This window comes from Pseudochrobactrum mosebachae (assembly GCF_048914685.1).
Classification (GTDB): domain Bacteria; phylum Pseudomonadota; class Alphaproteobacteria; order Rhizobiales; family Rhizobiaceae; genus Pseudochrobactrum.
The window spans coordinates 2693597-2712819 of sequence record NZ_CP128408.1 but is presented as its reverse complement, the minus strand read 5'-3'; the positions used below and the strand labels follow the sequence as shown (position 1 = coordinate 2712819).

The window sequence follows — 19223 nt, the reverse complement described above, 5'->3', positions numbered from 1 at the left end:
ATACGGGATCTGACGCATCTTATGTCGCACATGGGCTATGCTCGGCAACGACAAGACACAGTCCGGCACCCCCGATGAACAACGCTATGCGAGGCATGACCATGGACGTCCGCAATCAAATGCTGAGTGACTTGTTGGAGCGCGACCCGAATTACACTTTGGGGCAGAAATTCTATACAGATCCGGAATATTACAAACAGGATCTGGAGCACATCTGGTATCGCGAATGGCTGTTTGCCGGCCATGATTGCGAATTACCGAAGGCCGGCAGTTATCTCACAGTACAGATCGGTGATTATCCGGTTATTGTTGTGCGTGACAGTCAGGGCAATATCCGCGCCTTTCACAATACCTGCCGCCATCGCGGTTCCCGCATTTGCACCGCAGAAAAGGGCACCACTGCGCGCCTCGTCTGCCCATACCATCAATGGACATATGATCTGGATGGTAAATTGCTGTTTGCCCGTCAGGTCGGGCCTGATTTCAATCCGGCAGATTTTGGTCTTAAAACTGTACATTGCGAAACGGTTGCCGGTTATATCTATATCTGTGTGGCTGATGAAGCACCGGATTTCAATGCCTTCCGCGCCACTGTAGAGCCGTATCTGGCGCCACACCACATTAAAGATGCCAAGGTCGCGTTTGAAAGCACCATCATTGAAAAAGGCAACTGGAAGCTGGTCTGGGAAAACAACCGCGAATGTTACCATTGCGCCGCTAACCATCCTGAACTGTGCCGTACCTATCCTGAAGCACCGGGTGCCACCGGCGTACAGGGCATGATGGAAGATGAAGAGGCCAACGCATTATGGAAGCGTTGCGAAGATACCGGTCTGCCAGCAAAATTTAACATGTCTGAAGACGGCCAGTATCGTATTGCCCGTGTTCCGCTGCTGCGCGATGCTGAAAGCTATACAATGTCGGGCAAGCCTGCTGTTGCCAAAGGGCTCAGCCCCGAAGTCACTGCCACTAAAATCGGTGCGATGCTGCTGTTCAACTATCCGTCTACATGGAACCATGTGATGATTGATCATGCGATTTCATTCCGCGTGCTGCCGATCAATGCTGAAGAAACCATGGTCACCACCAAATGGATCGTCAACAAGGATGCGGTGGAAGGCGTTGATTATACGCTTGATGAGCTGACCCATGTCTGGCTCGAGACCAATGATCAGGATCGTCGCATTGTTGAGGAAAATGCCCGCGGCATCCGCTCACCGGCATATCAGCCGGGGCCATATTCGGTTGAGCATGAAGGCGGTGTGGTACAATTCATTGAATGGTATCACAATTTCATCACCCCGCGTCTGAAGGGTGCAGCGGCTAAAATCAGCCGCGTTGCCTGATAGTTATTTCAATGACAAGGAACTGTTCCGGCCAGCCGGAGCAGTTCAGCCCCTGTCGCCTTATATCTCTCAAACTCTATCCGACGATATAACCGTAAAAGTGAAATCCGCATGTGCGTCCCCAAGAATAAAGAGCAGCAGCCATGAAATATCTAGATGAAATGCTGCCTTGGAACGACAGGCTTCAGGTGCTTGAATGCGATGCCGCAATCGAAGAAGCGCCGGATGTTATGACCTTCTCGTTTCGCACCGTGGAAAACAATAACTGGTTCCGCTATATGCCGGGCCAGTTCATTACAATCGAAATTCCAGTGGGGCCGGAACTTTCTTCCGAGCCGGTAATGCGCACTTATACGCTGTCATCAACGCCATCGCGGCCCTATTCTGTTTCCATTACCATCAAAGCGCAAGCGGGCAGTATCGGCACACGCTGGATGCTCGACAATATGCGTCCCGGCATGCAGCTCAAAGCCTTTGGCCCAGCGGGCGATTTCTCGCTTGTCAGCCATCCGGGTGAAAAATACCTGTTTATCTCGGCAGGATCCGGCATTACGCCCATGATGTCGATGACGCGGTTTCTCTATGATACCCAGCCACATACCGATATTGTGTTTCTGAATTGCGCCCGCTCGCCGGATGAAATTATTTTCCGCAAAGAGCTGGAATTGCTCGCCAGCCGGATGGATAAGTTACGGCTGCAACTGGTTGTCGAACAATCTATCGCCCGCAATGTCTGGAGCGGTGTGCATGGCCGCATCAGCCACAGTATCATCGATATTTCCGCACCGGATTTTAGAAGCCGTACCGTGTTTTGCTGCGGGCCTGAGCCGTTTATGCGTGCGGTACGTGAAATACTTGAAGCCAACGACTTCAACATGGATAATTTCCACCAAGAGAGTTTTCAGCCGGCCTCAGATACACCGGCACAACCATTGCCTCTAACTGTTGCGGGCGAAACCGGCCCCGATGGTGATACAAGCGCAGAACCGGCAAGTGTTATTTTCACTCAATCAGGCATGGAGGTGCAATGCAGTGCCACTGATACAGTGTTGCTCGCAGCACGTAATGGCGGTTTGAAAATCCCAAGTGCTTGCGAATTCGGTGTCTGCGGGACATGTAAGGTTAAATGCCTGAGCGGCGAAACCATTATGAACCATAATGGCGGCATCCGTGATGATGAGATTGAAGAAGGTTATATTTTGGCCTGCTGTTCACACCCTGTCGGACGTGTTGAAATCGATCTATGAGCATCTCACCTCTTGACCTGTGCGGCCTGTTTCGTCACTGATCATCAGCAAAAGTGAATGACAGGAGAGTGAAATGTCGCAACACACTCAGCATAATGGTGCGTTTATCGTTATTGATATTCAGAATGACTTCTGCCCGGGTGGCGCACTGGCAGTTACAGAGGGCGATACGATTATTGCCGGTATTAATAGCGAGATTGAGCGGTTTGATCATGTGATCCTCACCCAAGACTGGCACCCTGCCGCTCACTCGAGCTTTGCCTCAACCCATACTGGTCGCGCGCCGTATGAAATGATCACCATGCCTTACGGCGAGCAGACTTTATGGCCGGATCATTGCATACAAGGCAGCCATGGCGCAGAATTTCATCCGCACCTGCAATGGACGAAAGCCGAACTGATTATTCGTAAAGGCTTCCGCAAAGCTATCGACAGCTATTCCGCATTTTTTGAAAATGACCACACCACGCCTACCGGTCTTGGTGGCTATTTGCGTGAGCGCGGCATAACTGATGTAACCTTGGCAGGCCTTGCCACCGACTTTTGCGTTGCCTATTCAGCACTTGATGCCATTGAGCAGGGTTTTAATGTGACTGTACTACCTGATTTAAGCCGTGGCATTGATATTGGTGGCTCCCTGCAAACCATGATGGACAGGATGGCGCAGGGTGGCGTTACCTTCCGCTAAATATCTATAAAACCCCTATTTTAAAAAGGCAGCGCTTCTCAGCCTGCCTTTTTGCTTTATATAAACTTTTTACGCTCTGGCTCCCTCCCTTGCCTCTGCAATTCCAATAAATAAGAAAGCCGCCCCTGTGATTGAGAAAAAAGATGTTGTGATTATTGGTGCGGGTGCTGCAGGCATGATGTGCGCAATCCGGGCTGGCCAGCGTGGGCGCTCCGTTGTTCTCATCGACCATGCGAAATCGGCAGGCGATAAAATACGTATCTCCGGTGGGGGACGCTGTAATTTTACCAATATTCATGCCACGGCTAAAAACTACCTCTCGGCCAATCCGCATTTTTGCAAATCGGCACTGGCAGGCTTCACGCCGCAAGATTTTATCAATATGGTCGATAACCACCAGATCAGCTGGCATGAAAAAACTTTGGGGCAGTTGTTTTGCGATAACAGTGCCAAAGATATTATTGCGATGCTGCGCGATGAAATGGATCAGGCCGGTGTCAGGCTGGACCTCAATACCAGCATCACAAATATCAGCAAAACCGGCAATGGTTTCAGTATCCAAACTAGCAATGGCACAATAGAAGCCCAATCGCTCGTGATCGCCAGCGGCGGTAAATCAATCCCTAAAATGGGCGCCACAGGCTTTGCCTATCAGCTTGCCACCCAGTTCGGGCACTCAATCATTGAAACCCGTCCCGGCCTTGTGCCGCTCACACTGGAGCCAAATCTGCTTGAGCAACTCAGCCCGCTATCAGGCATTGCAGTGGATGCCGAGCTCAAACACGGCAAAACCCGCTTCCGCGAAGCACTGCTATTCACCCATCGTGGCATGAGCGGACCGGCAATTTTGCAGATTTCATCCTATTGGCGTGAAGGTGATGAGGTGGTTTTAACCATCGAGCCGGATGTTGACTTTCTGGCGCTGCTCAAAACGGCACGTCAAACCAATGGCAAACAATCAGTACAAACTGCATTGGCAGAAAAACTGCCGCGTCGTCTGGCGCAATTTTTGACGGAAAAAACTCAAATGAACAAGCCTCTGGCTGATCTGTCAGACAAGGTTTTAGCCACCATCGTTGCAGCTATTCATGACTGGCACATTAAACCTGCTGGTTCAGAGGGCTACAGAACCGCAGAAGTAACACTCGGCGGCATCAATACCAATGAACTTAACTCCAAAACAATGGAGTCAAAAACCGTGCAAGGCCTTTATTTCATTGGGGAATGTGTGGATGTAACCGGCTGGCTTGGCGGCTTCAACTTCCAGTGGGCATGGGCATCAGGTCATAGCGCAGGCCTATCTGTATAAGTATAAAATTCCTAAAACAATATATACTTAAATACAATCTGAATTATATATTAAAAAACATCAATATAATGATAGAACATAATAACCTTATGTTGCGAAAATACTACATACGTACAGAGAGCTGAAATGTATATTTATTAACGTAACAAATAAAGGTTTTATCATGAAATATATTGCTATCTCAGCAGCCCTGCTTCTTTCTTCTACAAGCGCATTCGCTGCTGACGCCATTATTTATAATGATCCGGCTTCTGCCGCTGTCGCCGACACGTTTTCTTGGTCTGGCGGCTATATCGGCGTAAATGCCGGTTACGCTGGCGGTAAATTCAAAACTGATATTACGGCTGATGAAGAACTCGGCATGTCATTAAGCAGCAATGCCAGCGGCTTTATTGGCGGTGTGCAGGCTGGTTATAACTGGCAGGTCGATAAAACTATCTTCGGTCTCGAAACAGACTTGCAGATAGCAAATGTAAAATCTGATTTTACAGTAACTTTTGCAGATCTTGACGTCTTTAATCTTGGTACAAAAGTCAGCTGGTTTGGTACAACCCGTGCCCGCATTGGCTATACACCTGTTGACCGCTTCATGGTCTATGCAACCGGCGGCGTCGCTTACGGTAAAGTTAAAACATATATTGAAGCTGACGAAACCAGCTCATTATCCAAGACAAAATTTGGTTATACTGTCGGTGCTGGTGCGGAATATGCTATTACTAACAATGTAACACTGAAAACCGAATATCTTTACACTGACCTCGGTAAAATGAAATTTGATCTAATACAAGGCATCCCAGACGCTGGTCAGGGAGCTGCTAAATCTGCATTCCATACTGTGCGCGTTGGTCTGAACTATAAGTTCTAATCAAATTATTTAATAGACAAGCCCCGAAGCGATGCTTTCGGGGCTTGTTTTGTTTGAGCGATATTTTACAATCTAAAAACCAGATTTTAAGCCATAATATCCGATATGAAACATAGCGCCCTACTTCCATTATATGCATTGAGAAGGTATGAGCCGTTTATGACCAGTCAGCTTTCAACGTTAGAATCCGCCACAAAACATCTCACTCCGGCTCAGAGAGATCAGTTTTATAAACTTAAACGTGACCTTGAGGCGTCCGGCGCTTCAAGAAAAGTCCTTGAGCAGCGTCTGCATGCTTTCTTATGGGATATTATTGAATCCGATGATGAAGACGAAGATGACGAGTAAGCCACAGTTGCAGGCAGGCTCTAGAGCGGTTTACGTTTAAATTGGATCATGTAATCCGCTCTAAGTTATTGTTTTTACGCATTATCGTGGCCGCCAATGATTCCATTGGACTACGAAATGCTCTAGAGCGGGTAACCTTCAGGTTGGATCGCAGCACTCGCTCTAGATTTTAGAATTTTCGCATTGTCATGCCTATCAAGTTGATTCAACTTAATAGTGAAATGCTCTAGCTAAAAAACGCTCATTGCTACAATCTGCGTGGCTCCCCATCGCAGCAACCTATAAAATAAATCACATATTATGCATGCGATCCGGATTTCCTCCGGACGCAATGCGCTATACGCACTGTCACACAATCTATTTCAAACAATTTATTCGCCTGAATACAGGCCTGCTGCTCATTGTAAAATAAATATGGCAAGCATTTCACTGCCTCTTGACTCCTCCTTAAAATAAGAACATTTTAGGAACATTCATTGAGGTAATATTATGTCTGCAGATATCAAAGCAACTGAAAAATTCATCATTATGCCGTACCGCAAAGCCAGGCAAAAACTGGTTGCAGCAGAAATGCGCCCGGCTTCCAGTGAGGCTGGCGCCATTAAAATCGCCACCTCAATGTCGGAGAGATTTGCAGGCGTAGCCGCCTATGCGGTTATGGTCGATGAAGAAAGTGGAGATATGAACGCCCCCCGCCTGATCGTCTCATTTGGCGAAGTACCGGACATGAGCGATGATTAAATTGGCTTCTACAAAAATTGAAACCGGCTTTCCGTTCTGAACTACCTGTAAAAAGCAAAGGATGAGAAGCCAGCCAGCGCCGCAAAGGCAGCTGAGCCAATGCATGAATTTTTACCCGCCGTATTTAAGCTGAGTACAGAATAAGCAACCAGAGCATTTCACTATCATGTTGAATCAACTTGATAGGTATGACAATGCGAAAACTCTAAAATCTAGAGCGAGCGCTGCGATCCAGCCTGAATGTTACCCGCTCTAGAGCGCTTCCACTTTTCTTTGAAGCAGGAAAACCGCTCTATCTGTTTGTTTAAACGCAGTTTCGGACGGAAAACCGGTTCCCACCTTTTTTCTGAAACTGCTCTAGGAAAGATAATTATATAATAAATCAAAGTGGTAGGCCCGGAGGGACTCGAACCCCCAACCAAGCGGTTATGAGCCGCCGGCTCTGACCAGTTGAGCTACAGGCCCACGCACAATACCGATCTATCTGAATCGAAACAGGTTCGCAAGACCAACCAGCCTTTGAACTAAAACATTATCAATCAGTATTTTATGCTAGGCAGATAGTTTTATAAAATTTGTCAGCGTCATATGAAAAACCGTATATTTTACGCAGCCAGTCATGATCCAAGCCGGTAATACCAAGCGCCACATTTAATAAAATCAGACCGCCAATCGTAAAATTCGCGGCCTAAGTAAATTACATTTCTGTATTCTATGTCTTGGCTCTTGGCTCTTGGCTCTTGGCTCTTGGCCGATCAGTCGTCGCTGTGTTTAGCGCAAGATCGGGCAGCCACGCGCTTTACCAAACAGTACTGCCGTTGGGCGGCCATGGCGGAAGCCGGACACACGAATAGTCGAGCGGTTGCTGCTAACGCGTGCATTGCGCACTCCCATGCGTGAAGCTTTGGTCACAGCCTGACGTGGTGAGCAGGCATAGCGGTTGTTAGGGCGATATTGCGGCCGGTTGTAATGGCCGTTGCGGTGGTTAACCTGCATCAGAGGTGCGCCGATGGTTACACCGTTACTGCTCACTCCTATCACCACCGGAGACGCCGCCTGAGCAGAAACACCGGCTGCAAAAACCGATGCCAATCCAATCAGACCGGACACCACAGCTGCTTTCATTGAAAAACCCGACATTGCTCTCTCCTAAGATATTTTTTGTTGCGATATCCAATATTTAGCAAGCTATATCTGAATGAAAGAACAATCACCTATTCATCTGTGGTTCATACATCTCTATCAGGTTTTTATAAAACATCAGTCCTCTTTGCCTCAGGCAATATGTCCGGTCATATGTTTTAAATATGCTTCTTCATCAGGCAGCTCATGGTCATAAGCCGTAATTTTTCCACGCACAGAAATACCGGCTTCATGCACAGTTTCAGGGCTGCCGGATACCAGCGGATGCCACCATTCCAGATCCCTGCCCTCGGCAACACGACGATAGCCGCAAGTTTCCGGCAACCAGCGTACCGTTTCAATGATTTCAGGTGTTAGAAACACACAATCAGGCACTGTTTTTTTGCGATTAACATAATCCGAGCATTGGCAGCTTTTGCCATCAAGGAGTGTACAGGCAACACTGGTACCGTAAATCTCGTCAGTATCATCATCCTGCAGCTTGTGCAGGCAGCACTGGCCGCAACCGTCACACAGGCTTTCCCATTCTTTCTTGTTCAATTCACGCAGGTTTTTTGTCTGCCAGAATGGTTTTTTCATGAGCCTGTCTCACTTTCACGTCTGCAACCGTTTAACGGGCTGTATTTCAATATTAACATATTTATAAAACAAAAGGCCCGGTAAACCGGACCTTGAATATTTTCACGCGCAGCGCAAAACTTTAGTCGGAAAACCGGTTCCCGCTTTTCCTGCAATACTTTAGCGAAACAGGCCGTCACCCTGCTCGTCAACGATCTGGCGACCTTTGATCAGCGTAATATTGACCGCGTCATCCATCGTGGCAAAACGGTCGGCACGGATAAATTTATGCTCCTGCATCACACCGTCAATTTCTTTGCGGATTATCCCGCAGGTCTGAAACTGCCCGGCTTCGGAATATGGCGTTGCGACAATCACGAAGCCTTTATGCTCGCTACTTGCCGGCTCTGCCTGAGCTTTGCCACTCGTGGGTTCAGAATTACCAAGACCGAATAAACGCTTGAGAAAAGACATTGTGCTTCCTGTAAAAATGCCGTCATCACCGATGACGGCATTGATAAGAATTGTGGTTTAGCTATCGAGGAATGAACGCAGCTTGCGTGAACGGCTCGGATGCTTGAGCTTACGCAGTGCTTTCGCTTCAATCTGACGAATACGCTCACGTGTTACCGAGAACTGCTGGCCAACTTCTTCCAGCGTGTGATCGGTATTCATACCAATACCAAAGCGCATACGCAGAACGCGCTCTTCACGTGGTGTCAGCGATGCCAGCACACGGGTCGTGGTATCACGCAAATTCGCCTGAATGGCCGCATCAATAGGCAGCAGCGCATTCTTATCTTCAATGAAATCACCTAAGTGTGAATCTTCTTCATCACCAACAGGCGTTTCAAGGGAGATAGGCTCTTTGGCAATTTTAAGAACCTTACGAACTTTTTCGAGCGGCATAGCCAGCTTTTCAGCCAGTTCTTCCGGTGTCGGTTCACGGCCGATTTCATGCAGCATCTGGCGCGATGTACGAACGATCTTATTGATCGTTTCGATCATATGCACCGGAATACGGATGGTACGTGCCTGATCCGCGATAGAACGGGTAATTGCCTGCCTGATCCACCAGGTCGCATAAGTCGAGAACTTATAACCACGGCGATATTCAAACTTATCAACCGCTTTCATCAGGCCGATATTGCCTTCCTGAATAAGATCAAGGAACTGCAGACCACGGTTGGTATATTTCTTGGCAATCGAAATCACGAGACGCAGGTTTGCCTCAACCATTTCCTTTTTGGCAATGGTTGCTTCGCGCTCACCCTTCTGAACCTGATTAACAATACGGCGGAATTCGCCGATCGAAATCGCGGTTTCAGTCGCAAGATTCTGAATTTCAGAACGCAGATTTTCAATGCCACGCGCTTCTTTGGCAACAAACTCTTTCCAGCCGCGTGCGGTCAGTGTTGCAAGGCGTTCAGTCCAGTTCGGATCAAGTTCATTGCCCTGATATTCTTTCAGGAACTCTTCACGGCGAACACCGAAAGATTCTGCAAGACGCAGCAACTTACCTTCGTTCTGAACCAGACGTTTGTTAATATCGTAAAGCTGCTCAACCAGTGACTCAATACGGTTCTGGTTCAGCGACAGCGATTTAACAGCCTTAATCAGCTGGTCTTTCAGTTCCTTATAGCGACGCTCCTGCGAGGTCGACAATTCACCGGCATTTGCCAGTCGGCCTTCAACCTGCTGATCCTGCAATTTGCGCAGTTTCTTATAGGTATCAGCAATCAGATCAAGGGTTTCCATGACCTGCGGACGCAATTCAGCTTCCATCGCGGCAAGCGACAGATTAGCTTCATCATCCTCGTCGTCGTCATATTCTTCCTGCGTATCACCACCGACATTGGTTACATCGTCGTCATCGCGGGTCAAACGCTTGTTTTTATCGTCAGGGCGTGCGCCCTCTTCCACACGCTCGATCACCGGAGCCTGTTTGGCTTCAGGACCTGCATAAGTGGTTTCAAGGTCAATAATTTCGCGCAACAAGATCTGCTGGTCATTCAGCGCTTCGCGCCAGATGATCAGAGCCTGAAAAGTCAGCGGGCTTTCGCACAAGCCGGCAATCATGGTTTCGCGGCCAGCTTCAATACGCTTGGCAATCGCGATTTCACCTTCACGTGATAACAGCTCCACCGAGCCCATTTCACGCAAATACATCCGCACCGGATCGTCGGTACGGTCTGTCGGCTCTTTTTTAGTGGTTGTGGTCGCTACAGCAGTACCACCGGCTTCAACCAGTTCGCCGCTGCTTTCTTCGCTGTCATCGTCGCGCTCTTCAGCGTCAGCATCCTGCTCATCGTCTTCAACAACATTGATGCCCATATCGGACAGCATCGACATTGTATCTTCAATTTGCTCAGAGGTTACTTCTTCAGAAGGCAGCACGGCATTCAGCTCGTCCATCGTGACATAGCCACGTTTTTTGGCGAGCTTGATCATTTTCTTGACAGCGTCGTCAGAAAGGTCGAGAAGCGGCCCATCGGTCGCGCCTTCGCGCTCGACTTCAGCTTCTTCGTTTTCCTTAGCCTTCGTTGCCATATATTTATCTCCAGGCGACCAGATCGTTTTGCTCAAATCGGGCGGAATGAACATTAAAACGAATGATTCGCGTTATGCCCCATGACTATCGATAGTACCGGCAATAGCGGTTTAGCGTTAAAACCGTATTAACCGTATCAATTACTGCTTGCAGGCAGAGAAGCACCGGTTTACAAATTTCTTAATTACAGAGATAACTGCCCTGTATCAGCTAGGTTTTTATCAGTTTCAGGTGTTAAAATTCCGGCTGGTATCTTAGCTTATCAGCAGACACACCTCCGGCATTAAACAGCCTAAAGAATGCGACTCACATGATTCGCCCGCAAAAAGCGAATCATTTATGCAGTTTAGCGACAGTGTGACGCCCCATAACCACCAATCCTTGCGATTTCAGGCTGTTATCAGCGCCGTTTCATTCATCTAGAGCGGTTTTCCTTTTCTTTGGAGCAGGAAAACCGCTCTATCTGTTTGTTAAACGCAGTTTCGGACGGAAAACCGGTTCCCACTTTTCCTGAAACTGCTGTAGCATAGTGACATTACGCCAGAATGCGGGAATCAACTCGACCTCTCAATGAAAAGCCGCCGGGAAAAGCCGCCGGAAAAAGCCACCAGCGAAGTTCACTTTAAAAGCCACCGGGCGGTCGGCCGGATGACTGACCGAACCCTTCAATCAGTGCTTCAGTTGCATCCGCTTTGCGGATTTCATTTTGAATATCAATAAAACGCGCAAAAACTTCAGCCGAAGCATCTTCAGACAATGCGGCCTCCACCGCTCTCAGTTCTTTATGTAGTGTACGCGCGCGCAGTTGCAAGTGCATTGCCTGCTTGAGCGCCTCGCGTGAATCATCTTCTGCCGCCAATATGGTAGCAGGCCACAAACGTGCACGGCGCACCACCAGTTCAAGCTCGTCCAAGAGGTCTGAAAAACCGTTTTCATTGAGTATTTTGCGCATAGTCTTGCCATCTTCGGCAAGATGGCTCGCCATCACATCCAGCAAGGCCGCATGCAGCGCTGTCAGTCCGGCATGGTTAAGCTCCAGTGTTGCTACCGTTTCAAAATTCTCATCAATCAGTGCCGGATGATTAATCAGCGTCAAAACAATCGTTGCCTCACGCAGGCTGGGTGCTAAAGAGCCGGTCTTAACCAGTGATGACCGCGCCAAACTATCAGACACCGAGACTTTGCCACTATTGTAGCCACCGCCACTGCCGCCAAAGTTATTGCCTTTGCCGCGCTGCTGAAAATTACTCTTGTTACCGAAATTATTATTGCCGAAGCCATTCTGGGATTTATCATTATTCTTGCGTCCCCATTTCGGTCCGAACAAAGCCTGCGATTTCTCGCGCATATGCTGGCCGTAATAATGTTTGACGCTTTCATCCTTAATTCGCGCCACATGCGTTCTTAAACGCGCATCAAGCTCGGCACGGCGCTCCGGTGTTTCAAAATTACCGCCGGACGTTTCGCGCATCCACAACATCTCAGCCAAAGGCTTGGCCTCGCGCAAAATATTGCCGAAAGCAGAAGCCCCCTGCTCTTTCACCAGATCATCCGGATCCTTGCCCTCAGGCAACAATGCAAAAGCCAGTGATTTCCCCGGCTGCAAATTTGGCAATCCGGTATCCACGGCACGATATGCAGCGCGCAAGCCCGCCTGATCACCGTCAAAACATAAAACCGGCTCTGAGCTCACCCGCCACAGCAGCGCCATTTGCTCCTCGGTCAAAGCGGTGCCAAGCGGCGCAACCACCTCATTAAATCCGGCCTGCGCCAGCGCAATCACATCCATATAGCCTTCAACCGCAATAACCGGTTTGGCCTCTTCACCATGCTGCGCCTGACAGGCACGTCGCGCGCGCACCAGATTATAAAGAACCTGCCCTTTATGAAACAGTTCGGTTTCAGGCGAATTAAGATATTTGGCCGGTGCATCCGGCGACAAAGCGCGGCCGCCAAAGGCAATCACACGGTTACGGCTATCTGTAATCGGAAACATCACCCGATCACGAAAACGATCATAGGAGACCGCAATCCCCTCGCCATAAACAACCATGCCGCTGGCTTCAATCTGCTCACGACTGGCACCTTTGGCTGCCAGATATTCTTTGAGAATATTGCGTCCTTCCGGTGCATAGCCAATGCGGAATTCCGCCTGCGTCTGGGCGCTCAGGCCACGATCACGCAGATATGAGCGTGCTTTGGCACCATTTGATGCTTGCAACTGATCTTCAAAAAACTGCGCAGCCATTTCCAGCACATCATAGAGTGTGCCACGCTTTTCTTCGCGCCGCTGCTGCTCAGCGTCCATCACCGGCATCGGCACACCAGCCATATCGGCAATACGCGTTACCGCCTCCGGGAAGCTTAAACCTTCAAGATCGGTCAAAAAACGAAAATGGTCGCCGGTAACCCCGCAACCAAAGCAATGGTAGCGACCTTTGCGGTCTTCACAGTGAAAACTTGGCGACTTCTCACCATGAAACGGACAGCAAGCCCAGAAATCTCCCTTGGACGCATTGGTCTTTTTGCGATCAAAGCTCACGCGCGTGCCAATAACCGTAGAGATCGGTACGCGTTCGCGGATTTCATCAAGGAAGGACGGTGGAAAGCGCATTCGGTTTAAAATTCTCTCAACTGTTATCGCATACAGTCATCTCAGAGTGATCTGCCTCATGAAATACTGCTTTGCGCGGTTGCCACTCTCATAGCATGGAATATGCGAAAATACCCCCATGCACTGTATCTATCCCCGTTAACCACATGCCAGTGCAATATTATATAAGACCGGCGCAGTCAGCAAACCAGCAGCTTGTAATTTCGCTCTAAAAACACCTGCATATTTTGAATATAATTGCGCTGCAAGTAGCTCAAACACCTGCAAATCATAGAGTTTATATTAGTCGGCTAATTGTCATAAAAACGTCATAAAAACTTTAAAATCCAACCATTACAACCAAAATACCCCTTTCAAATTAGCGATAATGCGCCTAGATTGTTTAGCCAGTGCATATTTTACACGTAAGTTTATTCGTCAAAATATCTTTTTCACATATTGCCGTAATTAATGCCTGCGACATTAGCCAAGGGCACATATGCCTGCTGTCATAACCCGAATATGCGTTAGGGTATTATGTGGTCTACACAATTGCTGAGGGTATGTTTCAGCCCGAGGCTAAAAATACAAAGGTGAATTAATCACCGGATATATAAAGGAATGCTCTTTTGAATGGTTCAGTCGTCCTTCTGCATCTTGCAGGAGCAGTCGCCCTGTTATTATGGGCAACACGCATGGTTCGGGCAGGCGTTGAAAGCGCTTATGGTGACCGTCTGCGAAGACGTCTGCGTAAATATATGCAAAAACCTATTCTCGCTGTCAGCTTCGGTATCTTGCTCGCAGTCTCATTGCAGAGCTCTACTGCTGTTACCCTGCTGGTCGGCTCTTTTGTCGGCGCAGGTTTTGTCAGTGGTGTTGCAGGCCTTATGGCCGTGCGCGGCGGTGAACTTGGCTCTGCGCTCGTCATCAAAATTCTAAGCTATGACCTGACCATGCTGGTACCGCTGGCACTTGTTGCAGGTACATTCATCTCCATGTCTTCCGAGCGCTTATTTTGGCGCCAGAACGGTAAAATTCTGGTCGGTATCGGCCTGCTTATCCTGTCACTGGAGCTTACCAGTGAAGCAACAATTCCGCTGCGCGACAGTCAGCTGCTACCGGTAATTGTCAATTATCTGGCCAGCGATCCGGTCACCACATATCTGCTGGCAGCCTTGATGACATGGCTGTTTCACTCATCGATTGCCGCAATTATCCTGTTAATATCCTTTGCTTCGCGCGGTCTGATCCAGCCTGACCTTGCTGTGATCATGGTCTTGGGCGTCAATCTAGGCTCCTCAATCATTGCGCCGCTACTCACCCGTAACGCGCCGGCTGAAACCCGCGTAGTGCCGCTCGGCAATCTGCTGATGCGCGGTGCAGGCTCATTGATCATTCTTATCCTGTTCCTGACCTTCAAACCCTCGGTTGCCTTTCTCGGCAGCGATCCGGTCAATCAGGTGGTAAATGCGCATATTCTGTTCAATACGATTATTCTGGTGACAGGTATTCCGCTTTCAGGCTTGGTGCTGCGGGCGACCGAAGCACTGGTGAACCGGCAGGCAAAAGCTGAAACTTCGGCAGAAAATGTCTTTACGCAAGAAATCAGCGCCCTCGATATGAGCGTTATTGACTCTCCCCCGCTTGCCCTGGGAAATGCCACGCGTGAAGTGGTGCGTACCTGCGAAACCGTTGATGTTATGCTGCGCCGCATTATGGATCTGTATGAAAAGCCGGATCAGGTCAGCATTAACGAACTGGCCAAGCTCGATGACAAGCTGGATTCCCGTCATGCCGCGATCAAGCTCTACCTCGCCAAACTTGCGACCAAAGACTTGTCCGAAGATGAGGCATTGCGCACACAGGAATTGCTCGGTGCCTGCGTGAAACTTGAACAGGTCGGCGATATTATTGTGCGCAACATGCTCGTACATGTACAAAAGAAAATGGATCGAAAGCTGGAATTTACTGAAGAAGGCTGGGATGAGCTGACAGAATTCCACGCAATGGTCGTTTCTAATGCACATCTGGCCTTCAACGTGCTGGTATCGCGCGACAGCTATACGGCACGCCAACTGGTACGTGAAAAAGATCATCTGCGTGACATGGAAAAGCGCACCAGTGAAATGCATTTCAAGCGCCTGCGTGAAGGCACTGTACGCAGCGTGGAAACCAGCTCCATCCATCTGGACACCATTCGCGATCTCAAGCAGATCAACTCGCTGCTGGCCTCAATGGCTTATCCGGTACTGGAAGAAAAAGGCATGCTGGGCGGTACACGCCTCAGAGCTGCGACCGACAATTAACGACCACGCCTAGAGCATTTCACTATCAAATTGATTCAACTTGATAGTGAAATGCGTAAACTCTAAAATCTAGAGCGAGCGCTGCGATCCAACCTGAACGTTAGCCGCTCTAGTCATGCACTCGTAATAAAAAGGCCGCGTATCAACTGATACGCGGCCTTTTTATAAGTGGTGTGCGCTAGAGCATTTTCATTTTTCTGGAAGAAGAAAACCACTCTATCTGTTTTTAAACGTAGTTTCGCACGGAAAACCGGTTCCCACTTTTCCTGAAACTGCTCTAATCAGGCACTGAGCAAGGTTTTCAACTCAGCACTGGCTTTGGCAAAATCCATCTGGCCGGTATAGCGTTCCTTAAGAACAGCCATCACCTTGCCCATATCGCGTAAGCCCTCTGCGCCGATTTCAGTAATCGCATCACCGCAGATTTTACGGATTTCTGCATCATCAAGCTGCTTTGGCAAAAAGTCTTTGATAATTGCAATCTCGGCACGCTCGGTTTCTGCCAGTTCAAGGCGATTGCCTTCTTCATACATTTTGGCAGATTCTTCACGCTGCTTGATCATCTTCGACAGGATGGCCAGCAACTCATCATCAGTCACAGGGTCTTTGCCCGCACCGCGATGAGCAATATCACGATCCTTCAATGCAGCCATGATCAGGCGCAATGTGCTGGTGCGCATTTTATCATGAGCCTTCATGGCCGTTGTCAGAGCCTGGGAAATTTCCTGGCGCAACATAGTATTCTCCTTGGACAGGATATGAACACCAATATAGAATTGGGTATCCTGTCTGTTAAATTCATAAAATCCGGCAATAAATCAGCCAGTAAAAGCAAATCAAACGGGTTATAGCGCAATTTACCTGTCTGGCAAAAGCGTACAATCTGATTTTTACTGTATGTGCCCGAAATAGGCATGAAGAGCGTTTTATACAAGGTTTAGGCAAATTCCGTGCATTTCTCAGGAAAACATGGCTCGTGGCAATTGACCTATGCGTGACATTTCTCTACATTCTTAATCTTAGCAGAAGATTTTTTTCGTTCTCGCGACGGGGCATATTGTATCCGGCGCGTTTTCGCACGGCCTGTTTCCACTTATGTGAACAGCAATGAATTCTGCACAGCGCAATTATGATCAGGAGTGCCACAATGACCGAACCCACACCGAAAACCGCACCCTGGACGATATCCAAGCCGACAGCCGTGCTGGTTCTGGCTGATGGCACCGTGATTGAAGGCAAAGGCGTTGGCGCAATCGGCGCAGTTGAAGCTGAAGTTTGCTTTAACACCTCGCTCACCGGTTATCAGGAGGTTCTCACTGATCCTTCTTACGCAGGCCAGATCGTTACCTTTACATTCCCGCATATCGGCAATGTCGGCACCAATGAAGAAGACAGCGAGCGCCTCAATCCGGCCAGCCGCTCCGGTGCAGTTGGCACTATTCTTAAAGCAGATATCACAGCACCGTCGAACTACCGTTCAACGCAGGATTTTGATGCATGGCTTAAACAGCATGGCATTATAGGTCTGAGCAATGTTGATACCCGCGCATTAACCGCCCTGATCCGTGAAAAAGGCGCAGCTAACGCAGTAATCGCTCATGATCCGAGCGGCAATTTCGATATTCCGGCACTACAAAAACGCGCAAGCGCATGGGCAGGCCTGGTTGATCTTGATCTGGCTAAAAATGTAACCTCGGGTCAGTCTTCCGTATGGACAGAAAAGTCATGGGTCTGGAATGAAGGCTACGACAAACAGACCGAAGAGCAGTTCCATGTTGTTGCCATCGACTATGGTATCAAACGTAATATTCTGCGTCTGTTTGCCGATCTTGGCGGCAAGGTAACCATTGTTCCTGCAACCGCGACTGCTGAAGATATTCTGGCCCATAAGCCGGATGGCATTTTCCTTTCCAATGGCCCGGGCGATCCGGCCGCAACCGGCGAATATGCTGTACCAACTATTCAGAAGCTGATCGAAAGCGATATTCCGCTGTTTGGTATTTGTCTTGGTCACCAAATGCTGGCACTTGCCGCAGGCGGCAAGACCGTGAAAATGCATCAGGGCCACCACGGCGGCAATCATCCGGTTAAAGACCACACTACTGGCAAGGTTGAAATCGTATCTATGAATCACGGCTTTGCTGTGGATGCAGACAGTCTGCCGGATGGCGTTGAAGAAACACATATCTCGCTGTTTGACGGCACCAATTGCGGCCTGCGCATCGTTGGCAAGCCGGTATTTTCAGTACAGCATCATCCGGAAGCATCACCGGGCCCGGAAGATTCATTCTACCTGTTCCGTCGTTTTATCAACTTCATCCGCGCACGAAAAGGTCAGGAACCACTGCCGGAACGCGACGCGGCCTGAGCTTTTAAAGCAAGCCATACGGCTAACAGCATCAAAACATACAAATAAAAGGCCGGTGATTTTCACCGGCCTTTTTGTATTTTTATCCATCAAACGCGAGGGCGTATTCGGGATAATGACGTGGTGAAAATGGTGTTTTTCGAGAACCGGAGCGCAATGCACTTTAATGTGCATGAGCACCGGAAGTCGAGAAAAGCGCCATTTGCAGACCGTAATCGCCCGAATACCTTAGACAGGGTTGTTAAAAGTATCGCAGGCCTCAACCTTACCTGTGTCAAAGCCGCGCTTGAACCATGTGGCACGCTGCGCTGCGGTACCGTGGTTGAAGCTTTCCGGCACGACATAGCCTTGAGCACGTTTTTGCAATGTATCATCGCCAATCTGATGGGCAGCGTTCAGAGCCTCTTCCAGATCGCCCTGCTCCAGCAGACCTTTCTGATCAGTATATTTTCCCCATACGCCGGCAAAGCAATCGGCCTGTAATTCAACACGAACCGACATGGCATTGGACTGCGCTTCGCTCATGGTTTGACGCATTTTATTGAAGCGCGGCAGAATCCCCAGCAGATTTTGCACATGGTGTCCAACTTCATGTGACAACACATACGCATGGGCAAAATCACCTGATGCTCCAAAACGCTTATCAAGCTCGTTGAAAAAGCTCAAATCAATATAAACTTTCTGATCACCGGGGCAGTAAAACGGCCCTGAGGCTGCTGATGCAAAACCGCAGGCAGACTTAACCTGACCTTCAAACATCACCAGTGTTGGCTTTTTATAGGTTTGTCCCGCAGCCTGAAAAATACCGCTCCAGACATCCTCGGTTTCTTTCAATACAACGCGGGTGAAAGCCGCCGCCTGATCTGTTGCACGCGGCGCAGAAGAGCTGCTTGAGGATGATTGTGTTGTCTGTACGGAACCGTCACCGAACAGCAATGGCAGCGGATTAATCCCGACCATCCACAACACCAGAGCCATCACACCCAAAATCACAATGCCGGAAAAACCGCCGCCACGCACGATACGAAAGCCCGGCCCACCAAGACCGCCGCCGCCTAATCCGCCCCTGCCAAAACCACCAGATGTACCATCACCACGGCGATCCTCAACATTGTCACTCTCTTCGCGACCTTGCCAGCGCATCAGCGATCTCCCTTTGT

Annotated in this window: 16 protein-coding genes and 1 tRNA gene; 9 read left to right on the top strand and 8 right to left on the bottom strand. The window is 49.0% G+C overall.

The window, feature by feature from the left end; translation table 11 throughout:
* Positions 1 to 101: 101 nt before the first annotated feature.
* The 7 genes from MP213Fo_RS12305 (at position 102) to MP213Fo_RS12275 (ending at position 6544) form a co-directional block, all read left to right on the top strand.
* On the top strand, positions 102 to 1346 hold the full coding sequence (locus MP213Fo_RS12305; protein ID WP_421091133.1) for an aromatic ring-hydroxylating oxygenase subunit alpha: 1245 nt from the start codon (positions 102 to 104) through the stop codon (positions 1344 to 1346).
* 143 nt (positions 1347 to 1489) lie between these two features.
* Entirely contained in the window at positions 1490 to 2593 is a 1104-nt protein-coding gene (locus MP213Fo_RS12300) for a 2Fe-2S iron-sulfur cluster-binding protein (RefSeq protein WP_421089278.1), read from the top strand.
* 73 nt (positions 2594 to 2666) lie between these two features.
* The gene (pncA, locus tag MP213Fo_RS12295; protein ID WP_421089277.1) at positions 2667 to 3281 is read left to right on the top strand and encodes a bifunctional nicotinamidase/pyrazinamidase; all 615 of its coding nucleotides are present in this window, start codon (positions 2667 to 2669) and stop codon (positions 3279 to 3281) included.
* A 127-nt stretch (positions 3282 to 3408) separates the two neighbouring features.
* A complete protein-coding gene (locus MP213Fo_RS12290; RefSeq protein ID WP_421089276.1) occupies positions 3409 to 4590 on the top strand; it encodes an NAD(P)/FAD-dependent oxidoreductase in 1182 nt (393 codons plus the stop codon).
* Positions 4591 to 4753: 163 nt separating this feature from the next.
* Complete coding sequence (locus tag MP213Fo_RS12285) at positions 4754 to 5455, top strand: outer membrane protein (RefSeq protein ID WP_421089275.1); 702 nt, start codon at positions 4754 to 4756, stop codon at positions 5453 to 5455.
* A 159-nt stretch (positions 5456 to 5614) separates the two neighbouring features.
* Positions 5615 to 5803: a hypothetical protein gene (locus tag MP213Fo_RS12280; RefSeq protein WP_421089274.1), complete on the top strand. Its 189-nt coding sequence runs from the start codon at positions 5615 to 5617 to the stop codon at positions 5801 to 5803.
* Between the two features lie 489 nt (positions 5804 to 6292).
* Positions 6293 to 6544 carry a hypothetical protein gene (locus tag MP213Fo_RS12275; protein WP_421089273.1) on the top strand — a complete coding sequence of 84 codons (252 nt, stop codon included), beginning with the start codon at positions 6293 to 6295 and terminating at the stop codon, positions 6542 to 6544.
* 388 nt (positions 6545 to 6932) lie between these two features.
* On the opposite strand, the gene MP213Fo_RS12270 is transcribed toward MP213Fo_RS12275, so the two are convergent.
* From MP213Fo_RS12270 to dnaG, 6 genes are all read right to left on the bottom strand, one after another.
* Positions 6933 to 7009 (bottom strand) — tRNA-Ile (locus MP213Fo_RS12270).
* Positions 7010 to 7315: 306 nt separating this feature from the next.
* Positions 7316 to 7684 carry an antifreeze protein gene (locus tag MP213Fo_RS12265; protein WP_421089272.1) on the bottom strand — a complete coding sequence of 123 codons (369 nt, stop codon included), beginning with the start codon at positions 7682 to 7684 and terminating at the stop codon, positions 7316 to 7318.
* A 135-nt stretch (positions 7685 to 7819) separates the two neighbouring features.
* A complete protein-coding gene (locus MP213Fo_RS12260) occupies positions 7820 to 8266 on the bottom strand; it encodes a YcgN family cysteine cluster protein (protein WP_421089271.1) in 447 nt (148 codons plus the stop codon).
* 159 nt (positions 8267 to 8425) lie between these two features.
* The gene (locus tag MP213Fo_RS12255; protein ID WP_421089270.1) at positions 8426 to 8719 is read right to left on the bottom strand and encodes an HlyU family transcriptional regulator; all 294 of its coding nucleotides are present in this window, start codon (positions 8717 to 8719) and stop codon (positions 8426 to 8428) included.
* A 57-nt stretch (positions 8720 to 8776) separates the two neighbouring features.
* Positions 8777 to 10795, bottom strand: coding sequence for an RNA polymerase sigma factor RpoD (gene rpoD / locus MP213Fo_RS12250; RefSeq protein WP_421089269.1), 2019 nt, complete (start codon positions 10793 to 10795; stop codon positions 8777 to 8779).
* Between the two features lie 623 nt (positions 10796 to 11418).
* Positions 11419 to 13410: a DNA primase gene (gene dnaG / locus MP213Fo_RS12245; RefSeq protein ID WP_421089268.1), complete on the bottom strand. Its 1992-nt coding sequence runs from the start codon at positions 13408 to 13410 to the stop codon at positions 11419 to 11421.
* A gap of 608 nt (positions 13411 to 14018) precedes the next feature.
* On the opposite strand from dnaG, the gene MP213Fo_RS12240 reads away from it, so the two are divergent.
* Positions 14019 to 15695 carry a Na/Pi cotransporter family protein gene (locus tag MP213Fo_RS12240; protein WP_421089267.1) on the top strand — a complete coding sequence of 559 codons (1677 nt, stop codon included), beginning with the start codon at positions 14019 to 14021 and terminating at the stop codon, positions 15693 to 15695.
* Positions 15696 to 15976: 281 nt separating this feature from the next.
* On the opposite strand, the gene MP213Fo_RS12235 is transcribed toward MP213Fo_RS12240, so the two are convergent.
* Positions 15977 to 16432 carry a GatB/YqeY domain-containing protein gene (locus MP213Fo_RS12235; RefSeq protein ID WP_421089266.1) on the bottom strand — a complete coding sequence of 152 codons (456 nt, stop codon included), beginning with the start codon at positions 16430 to 16432 and terminating at the stop codon, positions 15977 to 15979.
* 410 nt (positions 16433 to 16842) lie between these two features.
* Here MP213Fo_RS12235 and carA point away from each other — a divergent pair, with 410 nt between their 5' ends.
* The gene (carA, locus tag MP213Fo_RS12230; RefSeq protein ID WP_421089265.1) at positions 16843 to 18063 is read left to right on the top strand and encodes a glutamine-hydrolyzing carbamoyl-phosphate synthase small subunit; all 1221 of its coding nucleotides are present in this window, start codon (positions 16843 to 16845) and stop codon (positions 18061 to 18063) included.
* 228 nt (positions 18064 to 18291) lie between these two features.
* On the opposite strand, the gene MP213Fo_RS12225 is transcribed toward carA, so the two are convergent.
* Entirely contained in the window at positions 18292 to 19206 is a 915-nt protein-coding gene (locus tag MP213Fo_RS12225; protein WP_421089264.1) for a neutral zinc metallopeptidase, read from the bottom strand.
* Between the last annotated feature and the right edge of the window lie 17 nt (positions 19207 to 19223).